Raw genomic sequence first — 21,512 nt, 5'->3', positions numbered from 1 at the left:
TATTGATTTTATTTTTGGCTACAAATAGCAATAAATCCTAATTGGTTTTCAGGATCATTAAAAGTTTGGAACATTTTCTTGAAAGTATCACGATTTTCAGGTTTTAATGCATTGCCGACAATTTTCATTGCTCCAATTACGCCTTCATCGTGGATTAAGCCTTTAGGGGAAAGCAAGCTCATTTCCCCCGTAAAAGTTTCTACATTGCGGAAACCACAGTTTAAAAAGGTCTCTTTCCAGCCATCTTTAGAGAGAGGACTTACTGTCAAATGAATTGCTTCTCGTAGTTTCGTGATCACACTTTCCGCATTGTCGCCATTGAGTAATACATCGTGAGTGAGCAAAAATCCGTTTGGTTTCAGTACGCGTAAATATTCTCGAATCGCTTTTTCTTTTGCTTCCGCAGGTAACATCGTCAGCATTGCCTCGTTGATAACAATATCAAAACTATTATCTTCAAAAGGTAATTTAGTGGCGTTTGCTCGTTGTACTCGCACTAAATCACTCACTTCATTCTCTTTGATATTCTGTTCTGCTTTAGCGAGTGCATCTTCGTCCAAATCAATACCAACAACTTGGCAACCAAATTGTTTTGCAATTTCGACCGCTGTTGTCCCCATATTACAGGCAACTTCTAAGACTTTTTTATCTTTTCTAAAATCACCGTTGGCAATTAACCAATCTGTCGCCGTTTTGCCACCTGGGCGTAAACGTGTTTTACCTAAGCGAGCTAAAAAATGGTGTCCTACTTCTTCTTTCTTCATATTTGCCACCTTAATCGTAAAAAATAGTAAAATTTTGACCGCTTGCAAACGCTAAAGTTCTTCTGGGCGGAATAGGGCGATTATAGCCTTTTTTTAGCTGTTCTTATATACAAAACTACGGAAATTTGACACAATTGTAGGCGGTCGTTTTTTAATCATCAAAAAGAAGGAAATAGAATGAAAAACACACAAAAATATCTAAAACAAAATGCACAGAGTGCAGAATATGATCTTCAACGAGGTGAGATTAAAGAGAGTGCGGTAAAAGCACTTGTAACTGATAGACTATTCAGAACTCGAGTTGAGCGAAATCGTAAAGGAAAAGACAGTTACCAACGAAATGCGAAACACAGACATAAACTCACCGCTTACGGTAACGGAGAAAGCCCATTCAAAAGTAACATTATTTTTGAATGGGCTTTTTGAATCATATAGTTAAATAAACTGTTTGTGATTATTGCCTACTATTTCGTAGGCAATATATTTTATATTAAGATTTCATTATCTTAAAGAAACGCAGAATAAAGATAAGTAAACTTGCTCCTAGCACACCGAATAATAATCCAGAAACATTTAAGCTACCCGCTGCGTGAGCAGAACCAATACCGAGTAAATCACCAAATACCCAACGTCCGAGAGATGAACCAATAATACCTATCACGATATTCATAAACAGCCCCATATCGCTTTTCATTACTTTTTCAGCAATCCAACCAATAAGAGCACCAACAATAATTGCAGCAATCCAGCCCATAAAAATCTCCTAATAACTATTGTATAGAACGATACGTAGAAAATAACTCTACGTTCTTTAGGTAGGCTATCATAAGAATAAAAATTTAACAAATTGTAATCAATGGATTTTGGGAAATGATAAATAACATAATTGATGCTAAAATTCCTTTACTTTTTTCTTTAGGACCACACCATGCAAAATAATGTACTTACCGTTACTCAGCTGAATTATGCTGTTCGCCATACATTAGAAACTGAATTTAGTTACATTTGGTTAGTAGGGGAGATATCTAATTTTAGCCAACCTGTTTCAGGGCATTGGTATTTAACCCTTAAAGATGAGCAGGCACAAGTTCGGTGTGCAATGTTCAGAATGAAAAATCAGCGAGTGAATTTTCAGCCCCGAAATGGAATGCAAGTGTTAGTCAGAGCGAATGTGAGCTTATATGAGCCTAGAGGTGATTATCAAGTGCTGATTGAAACTATGCAACTTGCAGGAGATGGTTTATTACAACAACAGTTTGAACAGCTTAAAATGAAATTAGCTGCAGAAGGACTTTTTGCCCAAGAACATAAAAAGCCTTTGCCAAACTATGTAAAAACAGTAGGGATTATCACTTCATCAAGTGGAGCAGCTTTGCAAGATATTCTCAATATTTTGGGACGCCGAGATCCAACTTTACAAGTTGTGATTTATCCAACAATGGTGCAAGGTAAAGAGGCGACGGCAGATATTGTACAAATGATCAAACTGGCGAATTTACGGGAAGAATGTGATGTGTTGATTGTTGGACGTGGTGGTGGATCTTTAGAAGATTTATGGTGTTTTAATGAAGAAAGCGTAGCTTGGGCAATTTATCATTCTGATATTCCGATTATCAGTGCTGTTGGGCACGAAACCGATGTAACGATCGCTGATTTCGTTGCAGATATACGAGCACCAACACCTTCAGCAGCTGCTGAATTAGTCAGTAGAGATCAACAAGAACGCAAGCGACAATTACAACACTACCAAGATCGAGTGAATTTAGCATTTGACCGCTTATGGTCGGATAATTTACGCAAATTTGCTTATTTACGCTCTCGGTTAATGGCACAACATCCCAAAAAACAAATTCAACTTCGCCAACAGCAGTTACTAGGTTTTCAACATCGTATAGTACAGACAATACGAATGCGACTATTTCAACAACAGCAAACCTTAAAACAGTTTGTACAACGCGTTTATCTTCAACATCCGCAAAAACAGCTAGAACGTCAGCAACAGCAACTTAATTTGTTACATAAACAGCTTGTACAAAATATGGAACAACGTTTTTTAGCTAAACAGCAGACATTTAAAAATGTAGCACAACGTTTAAAACATAATCCATTGCCGCATTCGATTCGACAGCAACAACATCAATGGGGAAAATTAGAACAGCGTTTAATTTTTGCAATTCGGCGTAAAGCCACGCTATCGGAACAACATTTTCAGCAATTGTGTGTCAAACTTGAAGGTCTAAGCCCATTAAGAGTGTTGGCTAGGGGCTATTCTGTTACACAAAATCAACAAGGTATTGCCTTGATTTCCACTCAGCATATCAATGTGGGAGATATTTTACATACAAGGCTAGAGCAGGGAAGTATAGTTAGTGAAGTATTATCAATAGAAGAATAATGAATATCAAAATGTTGGATTTACGATTACCCATAAATCCAACATTTTCATTAGGGATTAGTTAAGTAACCAAACACGTCCATAATGCTTCATTAAGCCAGCTTTATGTCCTGCCTGATCGCCAATACCCTGATATAAATCGAAATGTTGATTTTTAACTGCACCACCGACATCAAGCGCCACCATTAAGCGTAGCTCGTGTTTGCCTGTCCAATTACCTGAATGATCAACTAGTGGCATTTCTACTAATAGCACACTACCTGTTGGCACAATACGTTTATCGGATGCAACAGATGCTAATGCAACTAGCGGAACACCGGCTGATCCTTTAACATCTAAGGTAGGATCGTGGCGGAAGTAAACAAATGATCTATTACGTTCAAGTAGGGCTTGCAAACGATGTGGGTTTCTTGCTCCCCATTCTCGAATGGCTTGAACAGACATTTTTTCTTTAGGAATTTCTCCATCTTCCACTAATAAACGTCCAACACTGGTGTAGCCATATCCATTTTTATCGCCATAAGCGAAATGGCGTAAATTCCCACCGCCAATATCTACAAAACCACTACCTTGTACTTCCATCAAGAAATTTTCTAATAATGAGTTGCTATAAGCTAATTCTAAACCTCTGCCATATAATGCACCATTATAAATTTCCGAGCGAGAATATTTTTTATTTCCTTTCGGGATAGCATAAATTGGATGGCGAAACTCTCCTTGCGGGGTTAGGCGAGCTTGAATGACAGGGATATAATACCCGGTCATCAATACATTTTGATAACCATCTTCACCACGCATTTGACGAGAGTGCAACCCGAAACGTGAGAGATCATTGATATTTCCACCTGCATTAACCCAAGCGGTGATTTTACGGTAAGTATTTCCAAATGTGGCTGAAATATTGCCAGAGTATTGGTATACATTATTTAGCTGTTGTAAAAATTCTCTAGGATTTACAATTCTGCCATTTGCTGCCACTGTTGCAGTAGCAAAATGTGGCGTATTTTCAGGGATAAATTGACGATTATTAAACACAGCACCTAATTTTGCCGTATCTGAAGAGTAAACTTTAGTTTGTTTTTTTGGAGGCGGACTAGAACAGCTTGCTACAAGGAGCGCAATACTACTCAATAGTGCAAATTTTTTATAGGCTTTCCAAGACATAATAATTCCTAATAATTAAAAAAGAGGTTAAGAATAGCAAAAAATAGTGAAAAGGGATACACATAAAATGTTTATAAAGAATGCAAAGCTTATAATTATTATACATATAATGTTTTAGATTAAAGCAAATAAACGATATTTTAAATTTATTTCTTGAAGAATATGTAATTTGCTGTACTATTAGACTTCTTCTGACGCGGGGTGGAGCAGCTTGGTAGCTCGTCGGGCTCATAACCCGAAGGTCGTTGGTTCAAATCCAGCCCCCGCAACCATTTATCTTATCTATATTTTCTCTAATTACACTAGCCTTTATAATTCTCTGTAATATCTTTATGAACTTGGGGAAGTTATGTCTATTACCCACGAAAAATCATTATGTCAATTTATTTATCAAGTTGATGGTCATTCTCAAGGTAAACTGGCTTATCGTTATATTTCAGTCAATAAAATTGACGCTTATTCTACTCAAGTTAAGCCAGAATTTAGAGGAAAGGGCATTGCGGGAGAACTTTACAATGCCTTGATTGATTTTGCTAAACAGCAACAATTAAAAATTAAACCCAGTTGCAGTTATATTGAAAAAAGAATGGAGCGAAACAATCAAGATTTGATCGCTTGATTATTTCAGGAATGTATCAATTGTTTTTAATCAACAACGCGACAGCTTCGCAAGCAATCCCTTCTTGTCTGCCTGTAAAACCTAGTTTTTCTGTTGTAGTAGCTTTCACATTAACTTGGGAAACATCACATTTGAGATCTTCTGCGATCACTTGACGCATTTGCTCAATATAAGGTCGCATTTTCGGGGCTTGGGCAATAATAGTAACATCAACATTACCCACTTTATATCCTGTTGCTTGTACTTGTCTATAAGCTTCAATAAGCAAACCACGACTGTTCGCGCCTTTATATGCCATATCTGTGTCGGGGAAAAGTTTTCCTATATCACCCAATGCCGCCGCACCGAGCAAAGCGTCAGTTAAAGCGTGAAGGGCAACATCGCCATCTGAATGTGCAATAAAACCTTTTTCATAAGGAATGGTTACCCCACCAATAATCAAAGGGCCTTGTTCACTGAATGCATGCACGTCAAAACCGTGTCCAATTCTAATCATTTTGTGTTCCTTGTGTTAAATAAAATTCCGCTAGAGCCAAGTCTTCTGGACGAGTTACCTTGATATTATCGCTTCTACCTGGAACTAATTTCGGGTGAAAGCCAGCAAATTCCATTGCAGATGCTTCATCGGTAATAGCGAGACCTTGTGCTAGCCCTTGTTGAATAGCATTTTTAAGTGGAATGGCTGGGAAAAATTGTGGTGTTAATGCGTGCCATAGTGTTGCCCTATCTTCGGTATGAACAATATGGCAACCATCAGCAGTACGCTTAATTGTGTCAACAGCTGGAGTTGCTAGAATCGCGCCATTCGGATCAGTAATTTGCAAAAGTTTATCAAGATCTGACCGCTTCAAACAAGGGCGAGCAGCATCGTGAACTAACGCCCAGTCTTGTTCGGTAAGATGCGTTAAACTATTTAATACTGAATGAGCTCGAGTTTCTCCTCCAAAAACCGTTTTAATTTTAGGGTGTTTTGATAAAGGAAGAATAGAGTAGTAGCGATCATTTTCTGATATAGCAATGATGATCTTAGAAATCCGAGCATCATCAATAAATAGCGATAACGTATGTTCTAAAATCGTTTTAGCTTGAATTTTCAAATATTGCTTTGGTAACTGGCTTTGCATTCGACTTCCTACACCAGAGGCAGGGATAATTGCAACAATGTTTCGTGTCATTTTTTTTCAGCTACCTTATTGACGTGGAATAATGCGATAAAACACTTCATTTTCTTTAATCATTTCTCGATCAAATCTAGCTCGTTCTTCTAATGCATTTAAACCAGTTTTCAAATCTTGAATTTCTGCACTGATCAAATTATTACGAGAGACTAAAGCGGTATGTTCTTCTTTTAATTCTGCAACAGTATGTTGTACTTTTTGGTAATCAGTCCATCCATTTTTTCCAAACCAAAAACTAAATTGAAAATAACATAGCAATAGAGATAAACAAACAATTAAGATACGCATATGTGTCCTGTCTAGATAAAAATAAAAGTATTTTGTTACAAAAAAGTAAAATTTTGCTGTATTTTTTGTATCTTTAGCAAAATATCTGTTCATATTCTATCAAATCAGTATTTTTATTTGTAAAAAATTTAAGGAAATTTCAAAAATTTGAAGTAGATAACATTTTTTTTTATTGAATGCTCTTACAATACGCCCAGTTTTTAAATTTAACCATAAATGAGGTGTTACTATGTCAAATCGTGTTGTACAAGAACTTGAACTTTTAGGTATTACTAACGTAAAAGAGATTGTTTATAACCCAAGCTATGAACAACTCTTTGAAGAAGAAATGAAACCAGAGTTACAAGGTTTTGAGAAAGGCCGCTTAACAACTTCTGGTGCAGTTGCTGTGGATACTGGTATTTTCACTGGTCGTTCCCCGAAAGATAAATATATTGTACTTGATGAGAGTACAAAAGATACTGTTTGGTGGACATCTGATGCAGTTAAAAATGATAACAAACCAATGAACCAAGCAACTTGGCAAAGCTTAAAAGATTTAGTGACTAATCAACTTTCTAACAAACGCTTGTTTGTAATTGATGCTTTCTGTGGGGCAAATAAAGATAGTCGTGTTGCAGTTCGTATTATTACGGAAGTGGCGTGGCAAGCTCACTTCGTGAAAAATATGTTTATCCGTCCAAGTGAAGCAGAACTAGCAGAATTCACTCCTGATTTCGTGGTAATGAATGGTTCAAAAGTAACTAATCCAAACTGGAAAGAACAAGGTTTAAATTCAGAGAACTTTGTTGCATTCAACTTAACTGAAAAAATTCAATTAATTGGTGGTACTTGGTACGGTGGTGAGATGAAAAAAGGTTTATTCTCACTGATGAATTACTGGTTACCATTAAAAGGTATCGCATCAATGCACTGTTCTGCTAACGTGGGTGAAAAAGGTGATGTTGCGGTATTCTTCGGTTTATCAGGAACGGGTAAAACCACACTTTCAACAGATCCAAAACGTAAATTAATTGGTGATGATGAACACGGTTGGGACGATGATGGCGTATTTAACTACGAAGGTGGTTGCTATGCGAAAACCATTAAACTTTCACCTGAAAATGAACCTGATATTTATGGTGCAATCAAACGTGATGCACTATTAGAAAACGTAGTGGTGCGTGAAGATGGTTCAGTAGATTATGATGATGGTTCAAAAACAGAAAATACTCGTGTTTCTTACCCAATTTATCATATCAACAACATTGTTGAGCCAGTATCTAAAGCAGGTCACGCGAAGAAAGTGATTTTCTTAACAGCAGATGCGTTTGGAGTATTACCACCAGTATCTAAATTAACGCCAGAACAAACTAAATACTATTTCTTATCTGGTTTCACTGCGAAACTAGCGGGTACAGAACGTGGTATTACTGAACCAACACCAACATTCTCAGCGTGTTTTGGTGCTGCATTCTTATCTCTTCACCCAACACAATATGCAGAAGTATTAGTAAAACGTATGGAAGCATCAGGTGCAGAAGCTTACTTAGTTAATACTGGTTGGAACGGTACAGGAAAACGTATTTCTATCAAAGATACTCGCGGTATCATTGATGCGATTTTAGATGGTTCTATCGAAAATGCAGAAATGAAAACATTACCGATTTTTGATTTAGCAGTACCAACCGCATTACCAGGTGTTGATCCTGCAATTTTAGATCCACGCGATACTTATGCAGATAAAGCACAATGGCAAGCTAAAGCTGAAGACTTAGCGGGTCGTTTCGTGAAAAACTTTGAAAAATACACCACAAACGATGAAGGTAAAGCATTAGTGGCGGCTGGTCCAAAACTATAATGTGCTAACTTGTTAAAATAGTGGATAGGCTAAGTGAAAACTTAGCCTATTTTTTATTTTGTATAGTTGGCTAAATCGGCCTGTTATATGTGATACTATTTCCATAATCCTAATTCTTACAGCTCAGGTATCCAATGTCTTGTTTATCCTTAAAAACATCATTAACTGAATTCTCTCTAAAACAAAAAAATAGTTTTGTTGAAAATCAAGTGGATGTTGTTGGACTACTCCACGAACGCAGTGATTTCTATGACGACATCTTGCAAAAGTTATGGCAAAACTACGGTTTTAATGAGCGATCTGATTTAGCTTTAGTCGCAGTAGGTGGATATGGCAGGCGTGAAATGTTTCCATTATCTGATTTGGATATTTTAGTATTAGCCGAACACACATTAGATGAGCCTATTCAACAAAAATTAAATGAGTTATTTAATTTATTGTGGGATTGTAAATTACAGTTAGGAACAAGTATCCGAACTTTAGCTGAATGTATCTCTATTGGTAAAAGCGAAATTTCCGTTGCAACCAATATGCTAGAAAGCCGTTTTATTATTGGGAATGTTAAACTTTGGCAACAACTGTTCGAACAACTTCACCAACCTGATTTTTGGGCTATTTCTGATTTTTTCCACGCAAAAATGGCTGAGAAACAAACTCGTTACGAACGTTATCACAATACAAGCTACAATCTTGAGCCTGATTTAAAACATAGCCCTGGTGGATTGCGTGATCTCCATTTACTCTCGTGGATAATGCTCCGCCAATATGGTGTTTATCGTTTAGAACACCTACTAGAAAAAGGAATTTTATATCCTGAAGAATATCAAGAATTACAACAGGCTGAAAAAGTATTGTTCCGAATGCGTTTCGGTTTGCACTTACAGCTTAAACGTTACGACAACCGCTTACGTTTCGATCGACAGCTACAACTAAGCGAGCAGTTAGGTTATCAAGGTGAAGGCAATCAGCCTGTTGAAGCAATGATGAAAACCTTTTTCCAAGCAACACAGTCTATTTCTCAGCTTAGCCAGTTATTATTAGATAGTTTTGAACAAGAGCATCTTCATACCTCAAAGATGTTGCAAAAAAATGTAGAGAAACAACCGCTTGATCACGCATTTATTCTGCAAAATAGTGCTATTTATTGCATAGATCCTGCCTGTTTTATACAAACACCACATACTATACTGGAGCTTTTCTTACATCTTACTCAATATCCACAAGCCACTATTGATACCCATACGTTACGTCAATTACGTCTTTCCTTACGCAAATTACAACGTCCATTAAGCGAAGATCCATTAGCACGACAAGGATTTATCAAGCTATTTCAGCAACCTAATATGGTAAAACGAGCTATCGTACCAATGCATCAGTTTGGCGTACTTTCAGCTTATTTACCCCAATGGAAAAGTATTGAAGGTTTAATGCAATTTGATATGTTCCATATTTATACCGTTGATGAACATACTATTCGTGTAATGTTGAAACTAGAGAGTTTTTTAGATAACCGAAACCAAGAAAATCACCCACTTTGTTGCGAATTATTACCCGCCTTGCCAAATTTACCATTGCTCTATTTTTCGGCGTTATTTCACGATATTGCGAAAGGCCGAGAAGGCGATCACGCAGTAGAAGGCGCAATAGATATGCGTCAATTTGCCGAACAGCACAACTTTAGCCTATCCGATACTGATTATATGGTGTGGCTTGTGGCAGAACATTTGACGATGTCAATTACCGCACAACGTCGAGATATTCACGATCCTGAAGTCGTCAAAGCATTTGCAAAAATTGTTGGTAATCAAACCGCTCTTTCCGCATTAACTTGCCTAACTGTTGCTGATATTTGTGCAACGAATGAATCATTATGGAATGATTGGAAGCGGTCACTTTTTCGTAAACTTTTTCAATTTACTCAAGAACAACTGGCGATTGGTAATGAACAATCTATTGATTATCAAAAAATTGAAATGGAACATCGCCAACAAGCTCTTGCACAATTGACTCAACAACAGAGCTTAACGGAGACGGAACATCAACAACTTATCGCATTTTGGCAAACTTGTCCGAATAGCTATTTTATCCGCAATAGCTCAACACAGCTTGTTTGGCACGCAGAGCGTTATTTGCATCATTCAAAGTTACCTATGGTTCTTGTCAGTAACCAATATGCACGAGGAGCAACGGAAATTTTTGTGCATTGTGATGATCAACCACAATTATTTGCCAGAATTGCACATACACTAAGCCAGAAAAAAATCAGCATTCACGATGCTCAAATTATTACGGGAGAAAATGGGCGAGTGTTGGATAGTTTTATTATCACTGAAAGTAACGGTAAACCTTTAAGTGATGAGCGTAGTTACGACATTCATCAAGCATTGATAAAGGCATTAACTCAAACTGAGCAAAAGCCGTTAAAATTAGCTAAAAAACCGATTAAACATCAATCGTTTAAACGTAAAACAAAAATCCGTTTTTTAGCTAATTCTCAGAAAAATCATACCGCTTTTGAGCTTTTTACTTTAGATCGAGAAGGTCTTTTGGCTCAAATTGGTAATATTTTCAACCAACATTCGCTAAATTTAGTTAATGCCAAAATCACAACGATAGGTGAACGAGTAGAAGATTTTTTTGTTGTAACTAATTCACAAGGAAAAGCACTTGATGAGATGGAAAAAGCTCAATTAAAACAACAGTTGTTAGATGAGTTAGCTGGCTAACCAATTTTCAGACATACTTCTGATAAGTTGTGATTATTTTTGTTAAAAAACACTACCGAATTTGTTGAAAAATGCGTAGAATGTGCGAGTTTTTATTTACGCAAACGATTACTTTATAGGAGATTTACCGATGTTAAGACGTGATATGAATATCGCTGATTACGATCCAGTATTATGGCAAGCTATTCAAGATGAGAACCGTCGTCAAGAAGAACATATTGAGCTTATCGCTTCTGAGAACTATGCAAGCCCTCGTGTAATGGAAGCTCAAGGTTCACAATTTACCAATAAATATGCGGAAGGCTATCCAGGTAAACGTTACTATGGTGGTTGCGAATATGCGGATATCGTTGAACAATTAGCAATCGACCGTGCAAAAGAGTTATTTGGTGCAGATTATGTAAACGTACAACCACACTCAGGCTCACAAGCGAATGCAGCAGTTTATGGTGCGTTACTTCAACCACACGATACTATTTTAGGTATGAGCTTAGCTCACGGTGGGCATTTAACTCACGGTGCAAGTGTTAGTTTCTCTGGTAAAATTTATAACGCTGTTCAATACGGTATTACTGCAGAAGGTTTCTTAGATTACGAAGATATCCGTCAAAAAGCATTAGAGTGCAAACCAAAAATGATCGTAGGTGGTTTCTCTGCATATTCTCAAATCGTAGATTGGGCAAAATTGCGTGAAATCGCAGATGAAGTTGGTGCGTATTTATTTGTGGATATGGCTCACGTTGCAGGTTTAATTGCAGCTGGTGTTTACCCAAGCCCACTTCCTCACGCACATATCGTTACAACCACAACACACAAAACATTAGGCGGCCCTCGTGGTGGTTTAATTCTTTCTAATGCAAAAGATGAAGAATTATACAAAAAACTACAAAGCTCTGTATTCCCTGCAAACCAAGGTGGCCCATTAGTTCACGTTGTTGCTGCAAAAGCGGTATGTTTCAAAGAAGCACTAGAGCCTGAATACAAAGAGTACCAGAAACAAGTTATCAAGAATGCGAAAGCAATGGTTGAAGTATTTAAACAACGTGGTTACAACGTGGTATCAAATGGAACTGAAAACCACTTATTCCTTGTTGATTTAGTTTCTAAAGGTTTAACAGGTAAAGCAGCAGATGCCGCTTTAGGTCAGGCGAACATTACTGTAAACAAAAATGCTGTACCAAATGACCCACAAAAACCATTTATTACATCAGGTATTCGTGTAGGTACTCCATCTGTAACTCGTCGTGGTTTTAAAGAGGCGGAAGTTGTTGAATTAGCAGGTTGGATGTGTGATGTGTTAGATAGCATTAACCAAGACAATCACCAAGCGGTTATTGAAGCAACTAAAGCAAAAGTATTAGATATTTGCAAACGCTTACCAGTTTACCCATAATGTAAGCGGTTAGATTACGCTGATTTTTTACAAACCCCGAATGCGTTCGGGGTTTTATTTTTTATGTTTAATGTGGATATAACAATGTTATATATAGCCATCTATTTTATTTGTGTGAATTGTATTAGTGCTTATTTAATGTATATTGATAAACAACGGGCAATACAAAAGGCGTGGCGAGTACCTGAGTCAAACCTTTTTTTCTTTTGTGTTGTTGGCGGTTTTTTAGGGACTTATCTAATGATGAAATATGGGCGACATAAGACACAACATTGGCAATTTCACGCGGTAGTTATTCTGTCTTTTTTCTTTTGGATATTTATATTACCAGCGATGATTTATTATCTTATCTACTATACCCCATAGGGTCGAGATAGGGGCTAACAGCCCCTATGACGATTATCTTATTTGACATAGCTTGACGGATCTAAATGTTCCACATCATTAAACTTAATCAATTCATACTGTCCATTTTCCACTTTTAAGACATTGATCGCAGTATTGGCTACAAAGGTGTGTAATTCAGGATTACGGAAATCGTGCCAATGAATACCCTTTAAGACTGCAGTCAAAAGTGTTAATGTCATTCCGTGTGAAACAATCAATACATTTTCGCCATCTTGATGGCGTTCGATAATTTGTTGCAATGCGAGTGTAACTCGTTGGTAAAGTTGTTCGATGGTTTCCCCTTGGCTTTCAATAGCTTGATATTGTTTAGGATCTGTCCTTAATAAAATATATTCGGGGTGTTCTGCTAAATCTACCGAACGTTTTCCTTCCCATTTGCCAAAGTGAATTTCATTGATTCCTTTATGATGGAAATGTGGGATATTACGCTCACCAATGATGTAATCCGCCGTATCTTGAGCTCGCTTCATTAGGCTTGAGTAACAGGCTGAGAAGGGAATATCTGCCAGAGCTTTACCTGTTTGTTTCGCTCCTAAAATTCCTTCTTCGAGCAAAGGGGAGTCTCCAGTGCCTTGTAATAAACCTTTTTCATTCCATTCGGTGCGACCGTGACGAATTAAATAGAGATGTAATGCCATTTTTCTTTCCTTTAATCTAGATTATCCGTTATGCTATTTGCATCTATTTTTTAGAGTATAGCAAAAATCAATGCATTTTACTGTCTGTTATCACCATTCTGATTTTGTCATTATCAATAAACCTGCTGGGATTAGCGTTCATAAAGATGAACAAGCGGTTGGATTAACCGAACAAATTGCAACACAACTAGGCGTTGAGCAAGTTTGGTTGGTTCATCGTTTAGATAAAGTTACATCAGGGTTGTTGATTCTCGCCTTGAACAAAGAAACGGCGGCTTATTTTTATAACTTATTCATCAATCATAAAATCCAAAAAACATATTGGGCATTATCCAATCAGAAGCCTAAAAAGAAACAAGGTAGAGTAGTCGGTGATATGCAAAAAAGTCGTAACGGAGCGTGGAAATTATGCCATACCAAAGAAAATCCAGCCGTTACGCTATTTCAATCTTATTCGCTTGAACCTAATTTAAGACATTTTGTGTTACAACCTAAAACAGGAAAAACACATCAACTGCGTGTGGCTATGAAAAGCTTAGGGAGTCCAATTTTAGGCGATGATCTTTATTCTGGGGAAAAATCAGATCGAGTGTATTTACACGCCTATCAATTAGCCTTTGAATATCAGCAGCAATTTTTTGTAATTAGTGCTGATCCTGAAACAGGAGATTTATGGCAGAAAATAGTGAGTGTAAATATATAAATTGTGTTAGATCAAATTTTAAAAAATAAAATAATTTAATAACATTTAGCTTGGAATAATTCATTGCTATTTTTTGATATTTATCAAAAACATTTTATTTACCCTTTTTTACAATAATATGCATTTAGTAACATTTTTGTTACTTGTTTTTCAACAATAGTAAAAGGGGTTCAAAATGAAAAAATCAGCATTAGTGGTTATATTCGGTTCAGCTTTATTAGCAAGCTCAGCAATGGCACACGAGGCAGGTAGTGCAATTTTCCGTATTGGTGGTGTGTTTGTCGATGCAAATTCAAGTTCAAAAACAACAACACCTGTCGATATTACTTTAGATGTTCGCAATAATGCACAATTAGGTTTAACAGCAACCTATATGCTCACAGATAATATTGGTATTGAATTACTCGGAGCTACACCATTTTCACATAAAATAGATGCGTCTGTTCAACCTGTCGCTGGCGTATTACCAAATGGACTGCCTATTCCAAATGTGGTTAAAGTAAAACACTTACCACCAAGTTTATATGCACAGTATTATTTCTTAGATAAAGATGCAGGTGCAAGACCTTATATCGGAGCGGGTTTAAATTATACTCGTTTCTTTAGTGCTAAATCGCTTAATCCTGCGGTTACAAATTTACAAGTTAAAAAACATTCATTTGGCCCAGTTGTTAATGCTGGTATTGATATTAAATTAGCGGATAAACTTTATTTAAATACAGCATTATGGTACACCCGTATTAAAACTAAAGCTAACTTTAGTGCATTAGGACTAAATCACGAAGTAAAAATTAAATTAGATCCAATTGTATATTTTGCAGGTCTTTCATATAGATTCTAAAATAACATAATAAAAAATACCGCTTATATTCTTAAATAAGCGGTATTTTTTTATTTATAATATTAAACGTTCTTGCCCAGAATAAATTGTAGCTTTTCCTTTTCGAGTAAAGGCTAATAATGTGAAATTATTTTCTTGTGCCATTTTATATGCCATTTCTGTTGTAGCTGATATTGCACAGAGCATTTCAATGCCACAAGCTAAGCATTTTTGTACCATTTCAAAACTCGCTCGACTTGTCACAAATACAAATCCTAGTGGCTGATTAGCCTTAGCATACCAACCTAGTAATTTATCTAGTGCAACGTGTCTGCCAACATCTTCTCGGATAGCGAGCATTTCTCCATTTGGAGCAAAAAAAGCAGCTGCGTGGCTTGCTCCAGTTTGCTTTGCTAAGATTTGATGTTGTTCTAGTTGGGCTAGACAGTGATCAAAAATTATCGGTTCAATGGAATGTAAGCGGTGAGATTTTGGGAAAAATTTACAATTTTGTTGTACTTGTTCTAGCTGTTCAACACCACAAATACCGCACCCTGTTCTTCCTGCCATTGTGCGTCTTTTTTCTTTTAACGCAGCAAATTGACGACTGGATATTTCCATTTGAATTTCTATGCCATTATTATTTTCGATAATATCTAGCGAATATAATTCCCCTTTATGATTCAGAATATTTTCAGCAAGTGAAAATCCTAATGCAAAATCAGCTAAATTATTTGGTGTACACATCATTACTGTATGTGAAATACCATTATAAACAAGTGCAACAGGCACTTCTTTAATTAAAAAATCTTCCTTTTTAATTGATAAAAGAGAATTATTCTCAATAACCAGACGGTTTATATTTATTTTTGTGATCAAATTCACGTTATTTTCTAAAAAATCAGTTTCTAGCATAGTTTATTTTGTTAAAAAAATGTATCATTGTGCAAATTTTAGTTTATATCAAATTTGTTGCTAATTTAACCAATAAATCAATTTGCTCTTAAGGTTATTTATTCAATAATAACAGTAATGAGCGAAGCATATAAGCTAATTTTTTTAAATAGTTAAGTTGCCGCAAATGCGGTGTTTTAGGAGTGAGTTATGCAGGTCAGTAGAAGAAAGTTCTTTAAGATCTGTGCAGGTGGTATGGCGGGTACGTCTGCTGCGATGTTGGGTTTCGCCCCAGCAACCGCATTAGCAGCACCGCGTGAATACAAATTATTGCGTATGAAGGAAACGCGCAATACCTGTACTTATTGTGCAGTAGGCTGTGGAATGTTGCTATATAGCTTAGGCGATGGCGCAATGAACAGTAAAGGTAAATTAATTCATATTGAGGGCGATCCTGATCACCCAGTCAGTCGTGGAGCATTATGTCCAAAAGGGGCAGGGGCGTTAGATTATGTAAATAGTGATCGCCGTTTAATGTATCCAGAAGTGCGTGAAGCTGGAACAAATGAATGGAAACGTATTTCTTGGCACGAAGCGATTGAACGTATTGCCAAACATATGAAAGCAGACCGTGATGAGAACTTTATTACTCATAACGATCAAGGTGTTGAGGTAAACCGTTGGATGACAGCAGGTTTCTTAGCAGGTTCTGCTTGTAGTAATGAAACGGGGATTCTAACCCAAAAATTTGTGCGTTCTCTCGGTATTGTTTTTACAGATAACCAAGCGAGTATCTGACACGGACCAACGGTAGCAAGTCTTGCTCCAACATTTGGTCGCGGTGCGATGACCAATCACTGGGTTGATATTAAAAATGCTGATTTAGTTATTGTAATGGGCGGTAATGCTGCGGAAGCTCACCCTGTTGGGTTCCGTTGGGCGATTGAGGCTAAAAAACAAAATGCGGCGAAGTTAATTGTGGTTGATCCACGTTTTAACCGTACAGCAGCTGTTGCTGATACCTATATGCCGATTCGTTCAGGTACGGATATTGCATTCTTATCTGGCGTTATTCGTTATTTATTGAAAAACGATAAAATTCAGCACGAGTATGTAAAACACTATACTAATGCATCATTCTTAGTGAATGAAGATTTTAAATTTGAAGATGGCTTATTCTCGGGTTATAACGCTGAAACTCGTCAATATGATAAATCAACTTGGGCTTATCAATTTGATGAAGAAGGGCAGCCAAAACGTGATTTAACACTTCAACATCCACGTTGTGTATTAAATATGTTGCGTGAACACGTTGAACGTTATACACCTGAAATGGTAGAGCGTATTACAGGAACATCACAGAAAGATTTTAATATTTTCTGTGAAGAAATTGCCAAGACAGCCGCTCCAGATAAGGCAGCAACATTCTTATATGCGTTAGGTTGGACACAACATACTATTGGCTCACAAAATATTCGTTCTATGGCAATTATTCAGCTGTTATTAGGGAATATTGGTGTTGCTGGTGGTGGTGTAAATGCTTTGCGTGGACACTCGAATGTACAAGGTATTACAGACTTAGGATTATTCCCTAATCGTTTGCCTGCTTATTTACCGCTACCAACAGAAACAGATGTAAGCCTAGAATCTTTCTTAAATCGTATTACGCCAAAAACGATGATGAAAGATCAGGTTAACTATTGGCAAAATACACCAAAATTTATGGTGAGTATGTTGAAATCATTCTACGGTAGTAAAGGAACAAAAGAGAATGAATTTGGCTACCATTACTTACCAAAACAGCCTAAAGGTGGAACAGATCAGTTCCGCTATATTGAGGCAATGTATCAAGGTAAAGTGAATGGTTTCTTCTGCCAAGGTATGAACCCTATTGCGTCTTACCCGAACTCGCAGAAGATTATTAAAGCCTTAAGTAACTTGAAATATTTAGTTATTTTCGACCCGCTTGTAACAGATACCTCAGAGTTCTGGAAAAATTATGGCGAATATAACGATGTTAAAACAGAAGAAATCCAAACTGAAGTTTTCCGCTTGCCGACTACTTGTTTCGTCGAAGAAGATGGTTCAATTGCGAACTCTGGTCGTTGGTTACAGTGGCACTGGAAAGGTGCAGAACCACCAGGTGAAGCTAAAACGGACGGGGAAATTTTATCTGAATTGCGTGCAGAGCTTATTCATCTCTATCATAAAGAAGGTGGAAAAGCACCAATTGAGCCGTTAGAAGCAATGAGTTGGGATTATGCAAACCCACTTGAGCCAAAAGCAGAAGAAGTTGCAAAAGAAAACAATGGTTATGCTCTTGAAGATGTATTTGATGCAAATGGCAATGTAATTGTGAAGAAAGGCGACTTACTCTCAAGTTTTGCTCAAATGCGTGATGATGGTACGACATCGGGTGCTTGTTGGATTTATACGGGACAGTGGACACCAAAAGGTAACCAGATGGCAAATCGCGATAATTCCGATCCATCTAACTTAGGTAATACACTTGGTTGGGCGTTTGCTTGGCCATTAAACCGCCGTATTGTATATAACCGTGCAAGTGCAGACTTAGCAGGAAATCCATTTAACCCTAAACGCCAATTAGTAAAATGGAATGGTAAAAACTGGAACTATGTTGATGTAGCAGACTTCGGTACAGCACCACCAAATAGTCCAACAATGCCATTTATTATGCAACCTGAAGGGGTAAGTGGTTTATTTGTGCGTGAGCGTATGACTGATGGTCCGTTCCCTGAGCATTATGAACCAATGGAAACACCAATTGGAACAAACCCATTACATCCGAATGTGGTTTCAAGCCCAGTTGCACGTATTTTACCAAGCGATAAGGAAGATTTAGGTACATCTAAAGATTTCCCTTATGTAGGAACAACTTACCGCTTAACAGAACACTTCCACTATTGGACGAAAAACGTATTATTAAACGTCATCGCACAGCCAGAGCAGTTTGTTGAAATTGGTGAGGCATTAGCAGCAGAGAAGGGCATTAAACACGGTGATGTAGTGAAAGTCAGCTCAAAACGTGGTTATATCAAAGCTGTTGCTGTGGTAACTAAACGTATTCGTGCATTAGTATCCGATGGAAAACCAATTCATACAATCGGTATTCCAATTCACTGGGGCTTTGCAGCAACAACAGGGGCGAAGAAAGGCTTCTTTGCAAATAACTTAACGGTTCGTACAGGCGATGCCAATACGCAAACACCTGAATCGAAATGTATGTTAGTGAATATTGAGAAAGTGGGGGCATAAAATGGGTGTAGTACAATCTCAAAACATTATTAAAGCCTCTGCAACATCGGGGCTGACACCACCGCCACACGCTCGTGATCATCAAGTCGAAGTGGCAAAACTGATTGACGTCACCACCTGTATCGGTTGTAAAGCCTGCCAGGTGGGTTGTTCAGAATGGAATGATATTCGTGCAGAACCAGAGGCATGTGTAGGTGTTTACGATAACCCAATCGACCTAAATGCAAAAGCATGGACGGTGATGAAATTCAATGAAGTGGAAGAAAACGACCGCTTAGAATGGTTGATCCGTAAAGATGGTTGTATGCACTGTACCGAACCAGGTTGTTTAAAATCTTGTCCTTCACCAGGCGCTATTATTCAGTATGCTAATGGTATTGTTGATTTCCAATCTGACAAGTGTATTGGTTGCGGTTATTGTATTGCGGGCTGTCCATTTAATATTCCACGAATGAATCCTGAAGATCATCGTGTGTATAAATGTACACTTTGTGTTGATCGTGTAAATGTAGGGCAAGAACCCGCTTGTGTGAAAACCTGCCCGACAGGAGCAATTCGCTTTGGTAGTAAAGAAGAGATGAAAGTCTATGCGGAAAAACGTATTCAAGACTTAAAATCTCGTGGTTACGACAATGCTGGCTTGTATGACCCAGAAGGTGTCGGTGGTACACACGTTATGTATGTGTTACACCACGCGGATAAACCAGAGTTATATTCAGGCTTACCGAAAGATCCGAAGATTGACCCAACCATTACTCTTTGGAAAGATGTATTAAAACCAGTTGCTGCTGTTGCAATGGGTGGCTTAGCAATCAGTGCAGCTGCGCACTACATTGCGATTGGTCCTAATACGGAAGAATTAGATGAGCATGATGAAGAACATCAAGGAGGTCACAATGAGTAAGATTCATATTAAAGATGATCTAAAAATTGTTCGTCATAAATTACCCGCTCGTTTAAGCCACTGGCTATTAGTGTTCTGTTTTTTCTTAACCGGGTTATCAGGATTAGCATTTTTCTTCCCTGATCTCTCTTGGTTGGTACAAATTCTTGGAACACCTCAATTAGCGAGAATGATCCACCCATTTACAGGGATTGTGATGTTCCTTGCCTTTTTGAATATGGTTAGAATTTATTGGCACCATAACTTCCCAGAAAAAAACGACTGGGTATGGTTGCTTAATATTGTAGAAGTATTGAAAGGTAATGAACATGCTGTTTCAGATAATGGTAAATATAACCTTGGACAGAAAATGTTATTCTGGACACTTATTTTGGCAATGTTTACCCTATTGATTACAGGTATCATTATGTGGCGTCAATATTTCGCACATAATTTCCCAATTCCAGTTATCCGAATTGCGATTTTATTCCATTCAGCCTGTGCGTTCTTACTCTTTACAGGCATTATGGTGCATATTTATATGGCATTCTGGGTAAAAGGGTCAATTCGTGGAATGGTAGAAGGCTGGGTAACGGTACGCTGGGCGAAAAAACACCACCCACGTTGGTATCGTGAAGAAGTATTACCAGAACTTGAAAAAGAGTTGGCTGAAAAGCAGAAAAACAATAAATAAAATCAAAGGGCAGTTAAATTGACTGCCCTTTATATTTTAAGCTTGATGTTAAGCTGGATTATCAATATCAATAAATTCGACATCTAAGTCATACTCTTTTGCAAGCCATTCACCTAATGCTTTAACACCATATCGTTCTGTGGCGTGATGCCCACAAGCAAAATAGTAAATTCCTTGTTCACGAGCAGAGTGGGTTGTTTGTTCAGAAATCTCACCGCTAATAAAAGCATCAATACCTTTTGCTGCCGCTAAATCAATATAACCTTGACCACCGCCAGTACATATTCCAACTGTTTTAATTAGCTTTTGCGGAAATTCACCAACAAATTCATTACACAATATTGAGTTGCGTTGTAACGATTCATCAAGTCTTGTTTTTAATTCTTCTGCAGAAATCGCTTCGGATAATTCGCCATATACAGGAATGGAATTTGTTTTATCTTCTAATCCTTGTAAATTTTCTACCCCGATTTTCTGTGCTAACTGTGCATTATTACCTAATTCTGAGTGAATATCTAATGGTAGATGATAACCGAATAGATTGATGTCATTGACTAATAACTGTTTGATACGCTTACCTTTCATTCCACGAATACAAGGGTTTTCACTTTTCCAAAAATAACCGTGATGAACTAAAATCGCATCAGCATTTTTGGCAATGGCCTGTTCAATCAAAGGCAAACTAGCTGTTACTCCCGTAATGATTTTGTTGATCTCTTTACGACCTTCAACTTGTAAGCCATTTGGGGCGTAATCTGAAATCATTTTGCTATTGAGTTTTGTGTCTAAAATTTTTTCTAGTTGTAAATTAGTTAGCATTGTTTATCCT

Annotated in this window: 21 protein-coding genes and 1 tRNA gene; 13 read left to right on the top strand and 9 right to left on the bottom strand. The window is 37.4% G+C overall.

Translation table 11 applies throughout. The annotated features are described in order from the left end of the window. Positions 1–8: 8 nt before the first annotated feature. Positions 9–764 carry a class I SAM-dependent methyltransferase gene (locus A1D26_RS06575; RefSeq protein WP_157403257.1) on the bottom strand — a complete coding sequence of 252 codons (756 nt, stop codon included), beginning with the start codon at positions 762–764 and terminating at the stop codon, positions 9–11. Positions 765–941: 177 nt separating this feature from the next. Here A1D26_RS06575 and A1D26_RS06570 point away from each other — a divergent pair, with 177 nt between their 5' ends. After that, the gene (locus A1D26_RS06570) at positions 942–1,190 is read left to right on the top strand and encodes an alternative ribosome-rescue factor A (protein WP_157403256.1); all 249 of its coding nucleotides are present in this window, start codon (positions 942–944) and stop codon (positions 1,188–1,190) included. A 64-nt stretch (positions 1,191–1,254) separates the two neighbouring features. Here the strand turns inward: A1D26_RS06570 and A1D26_RS06565 are convergent, their stop codons facing one another. Next, entirely contained in the window at positions 1,255–1,518 is a 264-nt protein-coding gene (locus tag A1D26_RS06565; RefSeq protein ID WP_157403255.1) for a GlsB/YeaQ/YmgE family stress response membrane protein, read from the bottom strand. Positions 1,519–1,692: 174 nt separating this feature from the next. Here A1D26_RS06565 and xseA point away from each other — a divergent pair, with 174 nt between their 5' ends. Further along, complete coding sequence (gene xseA / locus A1D26_RS06560; RefSeq protein ID WP_157403254.1) at positions 1,693–3,159, top strand: exodeoxyribonuclease VII large subunit; 1,467 nt, start codon at positions 1,693–1,695, stop codon at positions 3,157–3,159. A 57-nt stretch (positions 3,160–3,216) separates the two neighbouring features. Here the strand turns inward: xseA and mltA are convergent, their stop codons facing one another. After that, on the bottom strand, positions 3,217–4,323 hold the full coding sequence (gene mltA, locus A1D26_RS06555) for a murein transglycosylase A (protein WP_157403253.1): 1,107 nt from the start codon (positions 4,321–4,323) through the stop codon (positions 3,217–3,219). Between the two features lie 195 nt (positions 4,324–4,518). On the opposite strand from mltA, the gene A1D26_RS06550 reads away from it, so the two are divergent. Together A1D26_RS06550 and A1D26_RS06545 are read left to right on the top strand one after the other, a co-directional pair. Further along, a tRNA-Met gene (locus A1D26_RS06550) sits at positions 4,519–4,595 on the top strand. 77 nt (positions 4,596–4,672) lie between these two features. Next, entirely contained in the window at positions 4,673–4,942 is a 270-nt protein-coding gene (locus A1D26_RS06545) for a GNAT family N-acetyltransferase (protein ID WP_157403252.1), read from the top strand. 16 nt (positions 4,943–4,958) lie between these two features. Here A1D26_RS06545 and ispF read toward each other — a convergent pair whose 3' ends face one another. Genes ispF through ftsB form a run of 3 tightly spaced genes read right to left on the bottom strand, consistent with a single transcriptional unit; the run spans position 4,959 to position 6,408 of the window. Continuing rightward, positions 4,959–5,438: a 2-C-methyl-D-erythritol 2,4-cyclodiphosphate synthase gene (gene ispF / locus A1D26_RS06540; protein ID WP_157403251.1), complete on the bottom strand. Its 480-nt coding sequence runs from the start codon at positions 5,436–5,438 to the stop codon at positions 4,959–4,961. Continuing rightward, entirely contained in the window at positions 5,431–6,117 is a 687-nt protein-coding gene (gene ispD, locus A1D26_RS06535) for a 2-C-methyl-D-erythritol 4-phosphate cytidylyltransferase (RefSeq protein WP_157403250.1), read from the bottom strand. Before ispD ends, ispF begins: the two co-directional genes overlap by 8 nt. A gap of 15 nt (positions 6,118–6,132) precedes the next feature. Next, positions 6,133–6,408 (bottom strand): cell division protein FtsB, encoded by a 276-nt coding sequence (gene ftsB, locus A1D26_RS06530; RefSeq protein ID WP_157403249.1) that lies wholly within the window; start codon positions 6,406–6,408, stop codon positions 6,133–6,135. A gap of 229 nt (positions 6,409–6,637) precedes the next feature. On the opposite strand from ftsB, the gene pckA reads away from it, so the two are divergent. The 4 genes from pckA to A1D26_RS06510 all read left to right on the top strand — a co-directional run bounded on the left by pckA (position 6,638) and on the right by A1D26_RS06510 (position 12,733). Continuing rightward, a complete protein-coding gene (gene pckA / locus A1D26_RS06525; RefSeq protein ID WP_157403248.1) occupies positions 6,638–8,248 on the top strand; it encodes a phosphoenolpyruvate carboxykinase (ATP) in 1,611 nt (536 codons plus the stop codon). Between the two features lie 134 nt (positions 8,249–8,382). Continuing rightward, positions 8,383–10,974, top strand: coding sequence for a bifunctional uridylyltransferase/uridylyl-removing protein GlnD (gene glnD, locus A1D26_RS06520; RefSeq protein ID WP_157403247.1), 2,592 nt, complete (start codon positions 8,383–8,385; stop codon positions 10,972–10,974). A 130-nt stretch (positions 10,975–11,104) separates the two neighbouring features. Continuing rightward, on the top strand, positions 11,105–12,367 hold the full coding sequence (glyA, locus tag A1D26_RS06515) for a serine hydroxymethyltransferase (RefSeq protein WP_157394206.1): 1,263 nt from the start codon (positions 11,105–11,107) through the stop codon (positions 12,365–12,367). Between the two features lie 84 nt (positions 12,368–12,451). Beyond that, on the top strand, positions 12,452–12,733 hold the full coding sequence (locus tag A1D26_RS06510; protein WP_157403246.1) for a DUF1294 domain-containing protein: 282 nt from the start codon (positions 12,452–12,454) through the stop codon (positions 12,731–12,733). A 38-nt stretch (positions 12,734–12,771) separates the two neighbouring features. Here A1D26_RS06510 and A1D26_RS06505 read toward each other — a convergent pair whose 3' ends face one another. Then, a complete protein-coding gene (locus A1D26_RS06505; RefSeq protein ID WP_157403245.1) occupies positions 12,772–13,413 on the bottom strand; it encodes a histidine phosphatase family protein in 642 nt (213 codons plus the stop codon). 70 nt (positions 13,414–13,483) lie between these two features. Between A1D26_RS06505 and A1D26_RS06500 the strand changes: the two genes are divergently transcribed. Together A1D26_RS06500 and A1D26_RS06495 are read left to right on the top strand one after the other, a co-directional pair. Next, positions 13,484–14,116: a TIGR01621 family pseudouridine synthase gene (locus A1D26_RS06500; RefSeq protein ID WP_157403244.1), complete on the top strand. Its 633-nt coding sequence runs from the start codon at positions 13,484–13,486 to the stop codon at positions 14,114–14,116. Between the two features lie 175 nt (positions 14,117–14,291). After that, a complete protein-coding gene (locus A1D26_RS06495; RefSeq protein ID WP_157403243.1) occupies positions 14,292–14,957 on the top strand; it encodes an OmpW/AlkL family protein in 666 nt (221 codons plus the stop codon). 54 nt (positions 14,958–15,011) lie between these two features. Here A1D26_RS06495 and fdhD read toward each other — a convergent pair whose 3' ends face one another. After that, the gene (gene fdhD / locus A1D26_RS06490; protein ID WP_232516816.1) at positions 15,012–15,821 is read right to left on the bottom strand and encodes a formate dehydrogenase accessory sulfurtransferase FdhD; all 810 of its coding nucleotides are present in this window, start codon (positions 15,819–15,821) and stop codon (positions 15,012–15,014) included. A 219-nt stretch (positions 15,822–16,040) separates the two neighbouring features. Between fdhD and fdnG the strand changes: the two genes are divergently transcribed. From fdnG to A1D26_RS06475, 3 genes are read left to right on the top strand one after another with little or no spacing between them, the layout of a single operon-like run. After that, positions 16,041–19,106, top strand: a complete 3,066-nt coding sequence (fdnG, locus tag A1D26_RS06485; RefSeq protein WP_157403241.1) for a formate dehydrogenase-N subunit alpha — start codon at positions 16,041–16,043, stop codon at positions 19,104–19,106. A 1-nt stretch (position 19,107) separates the two neighbouring features. Further along, complete coding sequence (gene fdxH / locus A1D26_RS06480) at positions 19,108–20,010, top strand: formate dehydrogenase subunit beta (RefSeq protein ID WP_157403240.1); 903 nt, start codon at positions 19,108–19,110, stop codon at positions 20,008–20,010. Continuing rightward, positions 20,003–20,683: a formate dehydrogenase subunit gamma gene (locus A1D26_RS06475; RefSeq protein ID WP_157403239.1), complete on the top strand. Its 681-nt coding sequence runs from the start codon at positions 20,003–20,005 to the stop codon at positions 20,681–20,683. Before fdxH ends, A1D26_RS06475 begins: the two co-directional genes overlap by 8 nt. Before the next feature lie 48 nt (positions 20,684–20,731). On the opposite strand, the gene A1D26_RS06470 is transcribed toward A1D26_RS06475, so the two are convergent. Next, the gene (locus A1D26_RS06470) at positions 20,732–21,502 is read right to left on the bottom strand and encodes a Nif3-like dinuclear metal center hexameric protein (RefSeq protein ID WP_157403238.1); all 771 of its coding nucleotides are present in this window, start codon (positions 21,500–21,502) and stop codon (positions 20,732–20,734) included. Positions 21,503–21,512: the final 10 nt, after the last annotated feature.

Origin of the sequence: Ursidibacter maritimus, assembly GCF_009761395.1 — a bacterium.
Taxonomy (GTDB): domain Bacteria; phylum Pseudomonadota; class Gammaproteobacteria; order Enterobacterales; family Pasteurellaceae; genus Ursidibacter; species Ursidibacter maritimus.
The sequence above is the reverse complement of the archived record's forward strand: the minus strand, read 5'-3'. Positions and strand labels throughout refer to the sequence as shown.